Annotated in this window: 11 protein-coding genes; 5 read left to right on the top strand and 6 right to left on the bottom strand. The window is 69.7% G+C overall.

Annotated elements, in window-relative coordinates; genetic code table 11:
- Positions 1-90 precede the first annotated feature (90 nt).
- The 4 genes from AVR91_RS26540 to AVR91_RS26555 are packed head-to-tail and all read right to left on the bottom strand — an operon-like array spanning position 91 to position 5,498.
- Positions 91-390, bottom strand: a complete 300-nt coding sequence (locus tag AVR91_RS26540; RefSeq protein WP_063272375.1) for a hypothetical protein — start codon at positions 388-390, stop codon at positions 91-93.
- 57 nt (positions 391-447) lie between these two features.
- Positions 448-1,446 (bottom strand): methylmalonyl Co-A mutase-associated GTPase MeaB, encoded by a 999-nt coding sequence (meaB, locus tag AVR91_RS26545; protein ID WP_063272376.1) that lies wholly within the window; start codon positions 1,444-1,446, stop codon positions 448-450.
- Positions 1,447-1,449: 3 nt separating this feature from the next.
- Positions 1,450-3,618, bottom strand: coding sequence for a methylmalonyl-CoA mutase (gene scpA / locus AVR91_RS26550; protein WP_063272377.1), 2,169 nt, complete (start codon positions 3,616-3,618; stop codon positions 1,450-1,452).
- Positions 3,618-5,498, bottom strand: coding sequence for a methylmalonyl-CoA mutase family protein (locus AVR91_RS26555; protein ID WP_063272378.1), 1,881 nt, complete (start codon positions 5,496-5,498; stop codon positions 3,618-3,620). Before AVR91_RS26555 ends, scpA begins: the two co-directional genes overlap by 1 nt.
- A gap of 369 nt (positions 5,499-5,867) precedes the next feature.
- Here AVR91_RS26555 and AVR91_RS26560 point away from each other — a divergent pair, with 369 nt between their 5' ends.
- Complete coding sequence (locus tag AVR91_RS26560; RefSeq protein WP_083737743.1) at positions 5,868-7,634, top strand: serine/threonine-protein kinase; 1,767 nt, start codon at positions 5,868-5,870, stop codon at positions 7,632-7,634.
- On the opposite strand, the gene AVR91_RS26565 is transcribed toward AVR91_RS26560, so the two are convergent.
- Positions 7,578-8,300 carry a MerR family transcriptional regulator gene (locus AVR91_RS26565; protein ID WP_063823109.1) on the bottom strand — a complete coding sequence of 241 codons (723 nt, stop codon included), beginning with the start codon at positions 8,298-8,300 and terminating at the stop codon, positions 7,578-7,580. The two genes, AVR91_RS26560 and AVR91_RS26565, sit on opposite strands and share 57 nt — an antisense overlap.
- Positions 8,301-8,374: 74 nt before the next feature.
- On the opposite strand from AVR91_RS26565, the gene AVR91_RS26570 reads away from it, so the two are divergent.
- The 3 genes from AVR91_RS26570 to AVR91_RS26580 are packed head-to-tail and all read left to right on the top strand — an operon-like array spanning position 8,375 to position 10,549.
- Positions 8,375-9,343, top strand: a complete 969-nt coding sequence (locus AVR91_RS26570; protein WP_063272380.1) for a hypothetical protein — start codon at positions 8,375-8,377, stop codon at positions 9,341-9,343.
- Positions 9,340-9,771: an ABA4-like family protein gene (locus AVR91_RS26575; RefSeq protein WP_063272381.1), complete on the top strand. Its 432-nt coding sequence runs from the start codon at positions 9,340-9,342 to the stop codon at positions 9,769-9,771. Before AVR91_RS26570 ends, AVR91_RS26575 begins: the two co-directional genes overlap by 4 nt.
- Complete coding sequence (locus AVR91_RS26580) at positions 9,764-10,549, top strand: purine-nucleoside phosphorylase (RefSeq protein ID WP_016331305.1); 786 nt, start codon at positions 9,764-9,766, stop codon at positions 10,547-10,549. Before AVR91_RS26575 ends, AVR91_RS26580 begins: the two co-directional genes overlap by 8 nt.
- Positions 10,550-10,621: 72 nt before the next feature.
- Here the strand turns inward: AVR91_RS26580 and AVR91_RS26585 are convergent, their stop codons facing one another.
- Positions 10,622-11,779: a glycosyltransferase gene (locus AVR91_RS26585; RefSeq protein ID WP_063272400.1), complete on the bottom strand. Its 1,158-nt coding sequence runs from the start codon at positions 11,777-11,779 to the stop codon at positions 10,622-10,624.
- A 29-nt stretch (positions 11,780-11,808) separates the two neighbouring features.
- Here AVR91_RS26585 and AVR91_RS26590 point away from each other — a divergent pair, with 29 nt between their 5' ends.
- Positions 11,809-13,446, top strand: a complete 1,638-nt coding sequence (locus tag AVR91_RS26590; protein ID WP_063272382.1) for a phospho-sugar mutase — start codon at positions 11,809-11,811, stop codon at positions 13,444-13,446.

The raw sequence follows: 13,446 nt of genomic DNA on the forward strand, positions 1-13,446 counted from the left end.
CCGGAGATGGCCGGTAGTGGATCTGCGATGAACGGCTGCGAGAGTTCGGCCCGGGCTAAGCGGAGAGTCCTTCTACTTACGGGTAGCGGTTCAGGACTTCTTCTTCTTGGAACGGGAGCGACGCCCGAGGATCACCAAGCCGAGCAGGATGGCCGCGGCGATACCCGCGATGACCTTGTTCTTGGTCTCCTGGCTGTTGGCCTTGTCGGTCTCGGCGGGGTCGAGCACCGGCCCCGGAGGCGCCTGCTCGAGCACCTCGTGCACCGCCGCTGCCTGCATGATCACCGGCGCGGGTGCCTGGATCTCCGCGGCCTGCGCGACGGGCGCGCAGACGACCAGCCCGGCGGCGACGAGTCCGGCAAGCTGCCCGAGACGAGACCTTTTCGGCATGATTCCCTTTCGACGGCGTGGCGCGAACCCGATTCTGCACTCTGCCGGGTTCCCGCGTCAGCCGCCACGCGGAGGACCGGAGAACGCCTCCAGAATCCGTTGCGCGGCCAGCGTCGGGGTCAGCTCACCGTCCCGGACCGCCCGTTCGACGTCCGGAACGACCGCTCGCACGTCCGGATGCGCCGCCAGCCGTCCGAGCAGCTGTTCGCGGACCATCGCCCAGGTCCACTCCACCTGCTGCCGCCGTCGCCGCTCGTCCAGTTCACCCGAAGCGGTCAGCACGTCACGGTGACGGCCGATTTCGGCCCAGACCTCGTCGAGCCCGACGTCGGTGAGCGCGCTGCAGGTCAGCACCGGGGGCGTCCATTCGGCGTCCCGGCCGTAGATCATCCGCAGCGCCCCGGCCAGTTCGCGCGCCGCGCGTTTCGCATCGCGTTCGTGGTCGCCGTCGGCCTTGTTGACCGCGATGACGTCCGCCAGTTCGAGGACGCCCTTCTTGATCCCCTGTAGCTGGTCGCCGGTCCTGGCCAGGGTGAGGAACAGGAAGCAGTCGACCATGTTCGCCACGGTCACCTCGGACTGCCCGACGCCCACGGTCTCGACCAGCACGATGTCGTACCCGGCCGCTTCCATCAGCACGATCGTCTCGCGGGTCGCCCGCGCGACACCGCCGAGCGTGCCCGAAGTCGGCGAAGGGCGGATGAACGCCTTCGGGTCCACCGCGAGCCGAGCCATCCGGGTCTTGTCGCCCAGGATCGAGCCGCCGGTCCGCGTCGACGACGGGTCGACGGCCAGCACGGCGACCTTGTGCCCGGCCTCGGTCAGATCCGTGCCGAGCTGGTCGATGAAAGTCGATTTGCCGACACCGGGGACGCCGGTGATGCCGACGCGCCCCGCCCCGCCCGCGTGCGGGAGCAGCTCGACCAGCAGCTCCTGCGCCTGCGCCCGGTGATCGTCCCGATTGGACTCGACGAGCGTGATCGCCCGCGACAGCAGGCCGCGGTCACCCGCGAGGACACCTTTGGCCAGCGCCCCGACGTCGATCTTGCGAGGCAAGGTTCAGGACTCCTGGGCGGTCAGCTGTCCGATGAGGTCGATCGCCGCTTCGGCGATCACCGTGCCGGGGCCGAAGATCGCCGCCGCGCCCGCCGCGCGCAGCTCCTCGTAGTCCTGCGGCGGGATCACGCCGCCGACCACGACGATGATGTCCTCGCGGCCCTGCTCGGCGAGCTCGGCGCGCAGCGCGGGCACGAGCGAGAGGTGCCCGGCGGCCAGCGACGAAACGCCGATCACGTGCACGTCCGCCTCGATCGCCTGCCGCGCGACCTCACCGGGCGTGGAGAACAGCGGGCCGACGTCGACGTCGAAACCGATGTCGGCGAAGCCGGTCGCGATCACCTTCTGGCCGCGGTCGTGGCCGTCCTGGCCCATCTTCGCGACCAGGATCCGGGGACGACGGCCCTCTTCCTGGGCGAAACTTTCGACCAGTTCACGGGCCCTCTCGACGTTCTCGGTCTTGCCGACCTCCTCGCGGTACACACCGGAGATGGTACGAATCTGTCCGGAGTGGCGCCCCCAGATCTTCTCCAGCGAGTCGGAGATCTCGCCGACGGTGGCCTTCGCCCGCGCGGCGTCGATGGCGAGCGCGAGCAGGTTGCCGTCGGACTCGGCGCCCGCGGTGAGCCTCCGTAACGCGTCCTGCGTGGCGTCCTCGTCGCGTTCTTCGCGCAGCCGCCGCAGTTTCTCCAGCTGCTGCGCGCGCACGCCCGCGTTGTCGACCTTGAGCACGTCGATCTGCTCGTCGTCGGTGACCTGGTACTTGTTGACGCCGATCACCGGCTGGCGGCCGGAGTCGATCCGCGCCTGGGTCCGCGCCGCGGCCTCTTCGATGCGCAGCTTGGGGATGCCGGCGTCGATCGCCTTCGCCATCCCGCCCGCCTGCTCGACCTCGGTGATGTGCCCCCACGCCTTGCGCGCGAGGTCGTAGGTCAGCTTCTCGACGAACGCGCTGCCGCCCCACGGGTCGATCACGCGCGTGGTGCCGGATTCCTGCTGCAGCAACAGCTGCGTGTTCCGCGCGATACGGGCGGAGAAGTCGGTCGGCAGCGCCAGCGCCTCGTCGAGGGCGTTGGTGTGCAACGACTGCGTGTGGCCCTGGGTCGCCGCCATCGCCTCGACGCAGGTGCGGACGACGTTGTTGTAGACGTCCTGCGCGGTCAGCGACCAGCCGGAGGTCTGCGAATGCGTCCTCAACGACAGGGATTTCGACGACTTGGGTTCGAAACCCTTCACCAGCTTCGCCCACAGGAGGCGCGCCGCGCGGAGTTTCGCGACCTCCATGAAGAAGTTCATCCCGATCGCCCAGAAGAACGACAGGCGGGGCGCGAACTTGTCGACGTCCAGCCCGGCCTCGACCCCGGCGCGGATGTACTCGACGCCGTCCGCGAGCGTGTACGCCAGCTCCAGGTCGGCGGTCGCCCCGGCTTCCTGCATGTGGTAGCCGGAAATGGAGATCGAGTTGTACTTCGGCATGTTCCGCGAGGTGAACGAGAAGATGTCCGAAATGATCCGCATCGACGGCTGCGGCGGGTAGATGTAGGTGTTGCGGACCATGAACTCCTTGAGGATGTCGTTCTGGATGGTCCCGGCCAGTTTGTCCGGCGTGACACCCTGTTCCTCGGCCGCGACGACGTACAGCGCGAGCACCGGCAGGACGGCGCCGTTCATGGTCATCGAAACGCTCATCTTGTCGAGCGGGATGCCGTCGAAGAGCTGGCGCATGTCGTAGATCGAGTCGATCGCGACGCCCGCCATGCCGACGTCACCGGCGACGCGCGGGTGGTCGGAGTCGTAGCCGCGGTGCGTCGCGAGGTCGAAGGCGACCGAAAGGCCCTTCTGCCCGGCGGCGAGGTTGCGGCGATAGAAGGCGTTCGACTCCTCGGCGGTGGAGAAACCCGCGTACTGGCGGATGGTCCACGGCTGGTTGACGTACATCGTCGGGTACGGGCCGCGAAGATACGGCGCGACACCGGGATACGTCGAGAGGAAGTCCACTCCGGACAGATCGTCGGCGGTGTACACCGGTTTGACGCCGATACCCTCCGGCGTCTCCCACGCGAGCGCGTCGGGCCCCTTGCCGGTGGCGGCGTGCAGTGCTTCGGTCCACTGAGGACGGTCGACCGGTTCGGGAGAGCCGAGGTCGATTCCGGCGAAGTTCGGGATGGTCATCACTGCACTCCGAGCTCGTTCAACGTGCCGGTCAGGATTTCCAGGGCGTCGCAGCCCGTGAAGAGGTAGCCCGTGACGTCCGGGTGGTCACCGGGTTTCCCGGCGAGGAGCACCGACGTCGCGCCCGCTTCCTTCAACGCCTTCGCGACGCTGTCCGCTTCTTCGGCGTAGGAAGTGTTGCTCCCGCATATGCAGGCGATCTTCGTTCCACTGGCCCGGAATTCCGCGACGACGTCGTCCGGCGCGCCGGGGTTCACCGCCTCGATCCCGCCTGCCTGGAACAAGTTCGCCGCGAAACTCGCCCGCGCGGTGTGCGCCGCGACCGGGCCGAGGGTGGCGAGGAAAACGCGAGGACGGCTGGGATGCGCGTCCGCCCGGTCTCGCAGCGCTTCGAAGGCCTCGGCGTACCGGTAGCGCGGGAGGCCGCCGCCCGCCACGTCGTCCATGGCGTCGCGGACGACCGCTTTCTCCGTCAGGTTGGGGAATTCGCTGACTCCGGTGATCGGATCGCGACGGGTCCCGATCCGCTTCGACCGCTTCTCCCAGGTCTCGGCGAGCCGTCCGGCGAGAGCGCCGGAGGCCAGTTCCGCCTCGATCCCGCCCGCCGCTTCGATGGCGGTGAACTCGCGCCACGCGGCCTTGGCCAACTCGTCGGTGAGGTTCTCGACGTACCAGGAGCCGCCCGCCGGGTCGATGACACCGGCCAGTTTCGACTCCTCCAGCAGCACGGCGTGCGTGTTGCGCGCGATCCGCGCGGAGAACGCGTCCGGCTGGCCGATCGCGGCGTCGAAGGGGAGCACGGTGATCGCGTCCGCGCCGCCGACCCCGGCGCCGAAACAGGCGAGCGTGGTCCGCAGCATGTTCACCCACGGGTCTCGCTGGGTCAGCATCGCGGGCGAGGTGACCGCGTGCTGCCGCATGCCCGCCCCCCGGCCGGCTGAGACCCCCGCGACCTCGGTGACCCGGGCCCACAGACGCCGCGCGGCGCGGAACTTGGCGATCGTGAGGAACTGGTCGGCGGTGGCGGCGAGCCGGAATTCAATCTGGCCGGCGGCGGTGTCGACGTCCAGCCCCGCTTCGGTGAGCGCCCGCAGATACGCGACGCCCGCGGCGATGGCCGCGCCGAGCTCCTGCGCGTCCGAGCCGCCCGCCTCGTGGAACGGGAGGCCGTCGGCGACGATCGTCCGCACCTTCGGGTGACCGGTGGCGACGCGCGCGGCCAATTCCGCGGCAGCAGCGAGCGGATGCGCCGTGCCGGTGCGCGCGGTCAAGCCGATCGGGTCGGCGCCCAAGGTCGCGGTGACCGCGCTCGCCGGGATCTCGCGCTCGGCGAAGATCGTGAACAACTCGTTCGCGGCGGCTTCGTACTCTTCGCCCGCGTCGAGCGTGACGGGCGCGAGGTCGACGTACACCTCGTTCAGCGCGTCGCCCAGATCGGCGACGGGAACCCCGGTCACGCCGGCGCGCAGCCAGATCGAGCTGACGCCGCCTTCGAGGTCGGCGAGGATCGCGGCGTTCGTGGCCTTGGCGTCGCGGCGCGCGTACCGGGCCCGGACGTCCCAGCCCGTCGTCACCGCGCCTTCGGGCCGGGCGCTTCGCACGAACGGCGGAAGGCCGGGGAAACCAGTCCCCTCGACCGTGTCTTCGGCGGTGTAGAGCGGCTGGATCTCCAGGCCGTCGTACGTCCGCGTGACCAGCTTGCTTTCCGGCAGGCCGTCGAAGGACTCGTCGATGGCGCCGCTCTTGCGCAGCACGCCGGCGACCAGCTCACGCCACTGTTCCCGGCTCGCTTCCGGGAACTCCGCCGCGAGTTCCAGCTCTCCGGGCGCGTCGGGCTCGCCGGGGGTCGGCACTGACTCCGTTTCGGCCACTTCCGTCATAGCCAACGATGCTAACGGGCCTCATGTCACACCACTTGTGACGCTAGTCGCGCCTAGGGGGTGCTTAGGGGGCGCGGCGAGGTGGGGGCCGCTGGTCGCGAATGGCGGTTTCGCGTGACTGGCCGGACGGTGCGTGTGATCAGACGGACGACACGCGTGACGGAATGGACGACACGCTCGGAGCCGGGCTTCCGCCTCGAGTCGTCTGTCTGATCACGCGTGTCGTCCGGCCAGTCACGTGTGTCGTCCGTCTGATCACACGAACGGCCCGGCAGTGCACCGCGCGGGCGCCGCTGTCCGGGCGGCCCGTTCACTCCGACAGGGCACGGCGCATAGGTCCGTCACACGGGCATACGACACAATTGGGCCGTGCCGTCCGACACCACCGAGTCCAGCGAGAGTCCCGGCGACGAGAAGCGTGTGGTCGCGGGGCGATATCGGTTGCGCTCGGTCATCGGATCAGGGTCGATGGGCACGGTCTGGTCGGCCTACGACGAGTTCCTGCACCGCCCCGTCGCGGTCAAAGAGGTCCGCCTCCCGCCCGGCGTCCCGGCGTCGCAGGCCGACGAACTGCGCGAGCGGACCCTGCGCGAAGCCCGCGCGATCGCCGTCCTGAGCCACCCGAACGTGATCATCCTGCACGACGTCGCGCGCGAGAACGACGAACCGTTCGTGGTCATGGAGCTGCTGCCGTCGCGCAGCCTCGCGCATATCCTGCGCGACCACGGGCCGCTGACGGTCGAGCAGGCCGCGGCGGTCGGTATCGCGGTGGCGTCCGCGCTCGAAGCCGCGCACGCCGCCGGGATCACCCACCGTGACGTCAAACCGGGGAACGTCCTCGTCGCGGGCGACGGCCGGATCAAGCTCACGGATTTCGGCATCGCGCGCAACGTCTCCGAAGCCACCATGACCCGCACCGGGATGATGCTGGGCTCGCCCGCCTACATCGCGCCCGAAGTCGCTTCCGGCGGCGCCGTCGTCCCCGCCGCCGATCTGTGGGGTCTCGGCGCGACGCTGTTCGCCGCCATCGAGGGCTCACCGCCGTACGACGCCGACGGCGACCCGCTCGAAACGGTCGGCAAGGTCGTCAACGGGAAGGTGCCGAAGCCCGGCCCCGGTCCGCTGGCCGACGTGATCGGCGCGCTCATGAAGAAGGAGCCGTCGAAGCGGATCACCCTGCGCGAGGTCCGGCGCCGGCTGTACCCGTTGCAGGCCAAGACACTCATCGACCTCTTCCCCGCCGAGCTGTTCCACACGCCCGACGGCAAGAAGACGACCGCGCATCTGGACGCCACCGACACCCAGGTGATCAAGCCGGTCGCGCCGGAGAAACCGGGCGAGGGCACGAGTTCCGAACTCGCCGCCGACCCCGGTCCGCTGCCGTTCCTGAACCAGCCCGCGCCCGCGCCTCCCGTCGAGCTCGCGCCGATGCCGACCGTCACGCCACCGCCGCCTCGGCGGCCCGGCCGGTCGACGGTGGGCACCGTCGTGCTGGCGCTCGCGTCGGTCGTCCTCTTCCTGCTGGCCGCGGGCGGCGGTTTCGTGCTGGCCAGGGCCGTCGGCGGGCAGGATCTGCGGCCGCCGGAGAAGCTGCAGCAAGGCGACACGATCGTCACCCAGCCGCCGCCGAAACTGATCACGCAGCAGGGTGACGCCAGCACGGTGAACGGCCTCAAGGGCGGCCGGTTCAGCCTCGGTGTCCCGGAGGGCTGGCAGAAGTTCGTCGCCCCGCACGTCACCAGGGGTGGGCCGAGCACGGTGGTCCAGTACGTCTCACCCGACGGCCGCCAGACGATCCGGGTCGAGCGGCTGAGCGGTTTCCTGGCGGAAAGCCCGGCGCCCGCCTACTTCAGCTGGCTGAGGAGCCAGCATCCGGAGATCGCCCCGATCGGCGGGCCCACCACCGTGCCCGGCCGGGGTGAGGACAGCCTGCGGTACACGTACCGGACGACGGAGCGCGCCACCGGCAACCGGGAAACCGCGAACGAGAGCATCACGCGGACGACGTACATGGACCTGTTCGGCGGCGGCTCGGATCTGTGGATCCTGTCGGTGACCTCGACCATCGAGCAGGAGAACTCAGCGAAGACCGGGATCTTCGAGCCGGTCGCGCTGTCCTTCATCGTCGACGGCTAGCCCGGCGAAGTAAGCCTTCGACGCGCGCTGCTGCGCCATCCTCCGCAGCACCGAGAGCAGCCTGTCGCCCAGAACCGTCTCCACGACCGCGATCTCGATGATCTGCTCCAGCGACTCGATGCCGGCGATCCCTTCGAGGTCCAGGTCGGCGGTCCGGTCGGCGATCTCGGCGTAGGCGTCGAGCTTCTTGAGATACCAGCCGTGCCCGACCTCGCGGATCGTGCACAGGACGCCGACCAGGGCCTGGATGACCAGGTCGTCCTTGCCCTTGCACGGCCAGCCGCGGCGGTCGGCGAGGTCACGGACCGTGGCGAGCGCCCATTCGCGGGCTTCGTCGTCGACGACCCGCTTCGAGGGCGTGATGCCCTGCTGGGCGATTCCGAGGACGTGATGGGGGCCGGCCTCCCCGGCGTCGACCGCGGCGAGCACCTCGCCGACCGTCGCGAGCGAAAGGCCTCCGACGTCCATCAGCGCCCTGATCAGCTTGATCCGCTGCACGTGCCCGTCGTCGTACTTCGCCTGGTTCGGGCTGGTCCGCTCGCCCGGCGGGAGCAGCCCCTCCCGCAGGTAGTACTTGATGGTGGCGACCGGGATCCCGGCTTTCTCGCTCAGTTCGGCCATCCGCACGCGTGCGTTCTCCGATCTCGGGGACGGTTCCAGGGTCATCCCTGAAGACTTCTCAGGATGGATAGTTTAGCTTCCCATAACGGAGAGCTTGACTATCCATTCTGGGAGGGACCATGACCATCTTGACCGATCTCCGTGAGAGAACCCGCACCTGGCACCGGGGTTCGTATCGCTTCGCCCAGGCCTTCGCCGTGATCACCGTGCTGTGCGTCCTGGCCATGCTCGTCGACCAGCGGACGCTGAGCGGCGCGCCGCTGTGGGCGAAACCGTTCAAATTCGCCGTCTCCGCCGCGCTGTACTTCTTCACCTGGAGCTGGCTCGTTTCCTTGTTGCCCAAGTTCCGGCGGACCGCGAACTGGCTGGCGAACGTGCTCGTCGTGATCTTCGCGGCCGAGTACGTCCTCGTGATCTTTCAGACCGTCCGCGTCCGCGCGAGCCACTTCAACAACGCGACCCCGCTGGACAACACGATCTTCCAGGTCATGGGCGGGATGATCGCCGTGCTCTGGGTGGTCAACCTCGTCCTGACGATCGCCGTCATGTTCACCCGGCTCCCCGACCGCGCGACGGCGTGGGCGGCCCGGATCGGCGCGGTCCTCGGCATGATCGGGATCTCGCTGGCGACGCTGATGAGCGCTCCCACCCCGGACCAGCAGGCCCTGCTCGACGCGACCGGCCAGTCCGCGATGATCGGCGCGCATACCGTCGGCCTGCCCGACGGCGGTCCCGGCCTGCCGATCCTCGGCTGGAGCACGGTCGGCGGCGACCTGCGGATCCCGCATTTCCTCGGCCTGCACGGCCTCCAGGCGCTTCCGCTGCTCGCGCTCGTCCTCGGCGTCCTGGCCGCGCGCTACCCGCGGCTTCGCGACGACGTCCTCCGGCTGCGGCTCGTGGTGATCGCGGGCGTCGGCTACGCGGGCCTGCTCGCGTTGCTCACCTGGCAGGCACTGCGCGGCCAGTCGATCGTCGCCCCCGACGGCCAGACCCTCACCGCCTTCGCCCTCCTGATCGCGGGCGTCGCCTTTAGCGGGCTAATCGCGATCGGGCGACCGGTGCGGGAACTGGAGGCATCGTCGCGATGAGCGTCGAGACCCTGTTCACCTGGACGTTCCCGCTGGCGACGCCGTTCTGGCTGCTGATGATCTTCCTGCCGGGCTGGTCGTGGACCCGCCGGATCATGGCGTCACCCTGGACGCCGCTGCTCCCGCTGATCCCGTACTTCGTGCTCGCGATCGCGCATTTCGGCGAACTCTGGACGGCGGTCAGCAGACCGGACCTCGGCGTGCTCAGCGCGTTCACGGGTTCGCCGTACGGGGCGGCCACGATCTGGGCCCACCTGATCGCCTTCGACCTCTTCATCGCTCGCTGGATGTACCTCGAATCCCGCGAGCACCGGATCCACCCGCTGGTGACCGGCCCGATCCTGGCGCTCACGATCTTCCTGTCCCCGTTCGGGCTGGTGGCGTTCCTGCTCGTGCGAACCGTCCGGATACGCTCGTCGCATGAGTGAGAACGAGGTCGCGGCGGCCGCCGCCATCGCCGAACGCACCGGCGTCGAGAAGCACGACATCGCCGTCGTGCTCGGTTCGGGCTGGCGCCCGGCGGCGGACGTCATCGGGGAGCCCGAGGCGGAGATCCCGCTGGGCGAACTGCCCGGATTCGCCGCGCCGGGCGCGGTCGGGCACGGGGGAACCGTCCGGTCGGTCCGCGTCGGCGAGAAGCGCGCGCTGATCCTGCTGGGCCGCACGCATTTCTACGAAGGCAAGGGCATCGACCCGGTGGTGCACAACGTGCGCACCGCCGCGGCGGCGGGCGCCGGGACGGTGCTGCTGACCAACGCCGCGGGCGGCCTGCGCGAGGGCTTCCGCGTCGGGCAACCGGTGCTGATCTCCGACCACCTGAACCTCACCGCGCGCTCGCCGATCGTCGGCGCGAACTTCGTCGACCTGACCGATCTCTACTCGAAGCGGCTGCGCGACATCGCTCGCGAAATCGACCCTTCGCTGGAGGAAGGCGTCTACGCGGGGCTCACCGGACCGCATTTCGAGACGCCCGCGGAAATCCGCATGCTGCGGACGCTCGGCGCCGACCTCGTCGGCATGTCGACGGTGCTGGAAGCCATCGCCGCCCGCGCCGCCGGGGTCGAGGTGTTCGGGCTTTCGCTGGTGACCAACCTGGCGGCCGGGATGACCGGGGAACCGCTGAACCACGAAGAGGTCCTCGAGGCGGGCCGTCAGTCCGCCACCCGGATGGGCACCTTGCTCAAGGAACTCGTCTCCCGCGCCTGAGAAGTGTCATGAAAGGGTCGTTCAGGACATCTTTCGTCCTGAACGACCCTTTCATGACATCCGGGGCAGTACTCAGCCGGCGAACCCGGGAAGCCGCCGAGCGACCTCCGCGGGCGAAGGCATCGCGGCGACCTCGTCGGCGAGCCGCCGCGCCGCACCGTGGACGGTCTCGTCGGCGAGCAGCTTTCGCGCCTGCTCGAAAATGACGTCTTCGACGGCCTCGGCACCGATCAGCTGCACGCCCACCCCGGCCGCGACGACGGCCTCGGCGTTCGTGAACTGATCCGCCCCCTGCGGCAGCACCAGCTGCGGCAGCCCGGCGCCGAAGGCACCCAGCGTCGTCCCGCTGCCGCCGTGGTGGACCACGAGGTCGACATGCGGCAGGAGCTCGACCTGCGGCACCCACACCTCGACGCGGACGTTGCCCGGGACTTCGCCCAGTGCCGCCGGATCCACCGTCGGACCCGCCGCGACGATGACGTCCGCGTCGAGCCGTGACAGGCCACCGATGGCCCGCTTCAGCACGTCTTCGTCGCCGAACGCCGTCCCGAGCGTGAGATAGACGAGCGGACGGCTCTTGTCCCGGCCCACCACGCCCGCCGGGAGGTCTCCCGGCTCGGCCCAGCCGACCGGACGGAGCGGGATCCGGTTCGCTCCGGCCAGGAATTCCGGCGATTGCACCGATTCCGGGCAGATGTCGACGACAGGGTCACCGAAGGACCGCGTATCCAAATCCGGCAAACCGACCTCCGCGGTGAATTCCGCGAGGCGGCCGTAGATGACGTCCATGACGTCGCCCGGCGAAAACCGGCCGAAACCGTGCCCGATCGCGGGAATCCCGGCGAGGTGGGCGGCGATGGCGCCACCGGCGTTGCCGCTTTCGTAGACGACGAGATCCGGCCGGTGCCGCTCCAGCACCGGGGTGAGATCGGCGACGAATCGCCGGGGCAGCACATTTCCGAACACTTCGCCGATAACGGGATTGAACGACTCGGGCGGGGCGTCGGAGGCGTTGGGTTTGGGAGCGTCGGGCCCGGCGACCTGCTCGAACGCCTCCCGCATCCCGAATCCGGCGCTTTCCACTGCCAGACCGGCCTTTTCGACCACCGTCAGCATGTCGTCACCGGTGGCGAACACGACCTCGTGCCCGGCGTCGCGAGCGGCGACGGCGAGCGGTAGTAGGGGATAGAGATGACCATGACTCACCAGAGAAGTGAAGATCAATCGCACCCTCTCCAACGTACCCGTAGGCTGACTCGGTGACGACTTCCTTGACCTCGGATCTCCGGGATCGGGCGTTCCGCTGGATCGCCGACGACCCGGACGACGATTCCCGCGTCGAGCTGCAGAACATCCTCGCCCGCGCGATGGGCGGCGAAGCCGGTGCGGCGGACGAACTCGCGGACCGCATGGCCGGACCGCTCGAATTCGGCACCGCCGGCCTGCGCGGCCCGGTGCGCGCGGGCCCCAATGGGATGAACGTCGCGGTGGTCACCCGGACGACGGCGGGGGTCGCGGCCTGGCTGAATGCACAAGGACATTCGGGCGGCGTCGTGGTGGTCGGCCGCGACGCGCGGCACGGTTCGGAGGCCTTCGCCAAGGCCGCCGCCGAGGTGCTGACGGCCGCCGGTTTCGCGGTGAAGACGCTGCCCGGTCCGCTGCCCACTCCGGTGCTCGCGTTCGCCGTGCTGGAACTCGGCGCGGTGGCGGGTATCCAGATCACCGCGTCGCACAATCCCCCGGCAGACAACGGTTACAAGCTTTACGACGCGACAGGGGGCCAGATCGTCCCGCCTTCGGACGGCCAGATCGAGCGTGCCATCGAAGCCGCTCCCCCGGCGATCAGCGTGCCGCGTGAGCCCGGCGCCGAAGTGCTGGGCGACGAACTCCGGGACGCGTACCTCGCCAAGGTCGCGCTGCTGCCGCGCGGACCGGAACGCGCGGTCAAGGTCGCCGCGACCGCGTTGCACGGCGTCGGCGCGGAGACGCTGCGCGCCGCGTTCGAGCGCGCCGGTTTCACCGAGCTGAGCCTGGTCGCCGAGCAGTCCACGCCGGATCCGGACTTCCCGACGGTTTCCTTCCCGAATCCGGAGGAACCGGGCGCGACGGATCTCTTGCTGGCACTGGCATCCGAGGCCGATGCCGACCTGGCGATCGCGCTCGACCCGGACGCCGATCGGTGCGCGCTGGGCGTGCGCGAGCGGGACGGTTCGTGGCGGATGCTGCGCGGGGACGAAACGGGCGTCCTGCTCGGCTGGCACGTTCTGTCCACAATAGACAAAACCGATCCGCTGGTGGCCACGACGATCGTGTCGTCGTCGATGCTGGGCGAAGTCGCGAAGGAGTTCGGGGCGCGCTACGCGGAGACTCTGACCGGGTTCAAATGGCTGGTCCGCGCCGGCGAAGGGCTCGTGTTCGCTTACGAAGAGGCGCTCGGCCTGTGCGTGAACCCCGGTTTCGTGCGCGACAAGGACGGCATCTCCGCCGCCGTGCTCGCCGCGGGATTGGCCGCCTCCCTGCGCGCGGCGGGCCGCGGACCGCTGGACGTCCTCGACGAACTGGCCGTGAAGCACGGGGTGCACGTGACGGATCAGGTCTCGTTGCGGGTCACCGACCTGTCGGTGCGGGAGCGCCTGATGGCGGGCCTGCGGGCCACTCCCCCGGCGTCGCTGGGCGAAACCGGCGTCACGATGGAGGACCTCCTGCCCGACGCCGACGTCCTCCGCCTGACCGGCGAGGGACTGCGTGTCGTCATCAGGCCGTCCGGGACCGAGCCGAAACTGAAGGCGTACCTGCAGATCAAGGAGCCGGTCACGGGCGATCTCGCCGAGGCGCGGGCCGCCGCGGACGCGCGGCTGGCGGCACTCCGGGCCGACATCGAGTCCCGGCTGGTGTGA

It is taken from the genome of Amycolatopsis keratiniphila subsp. keratiniphila (genome assembly GCF_001620365.2).
GTDB lineage: Bacteria > Actinomycetota > Actinomycetes > Mycobacteriales > Pseudonocardiaceae > Amycolatopsis > Amycolatopsis keratiniphila.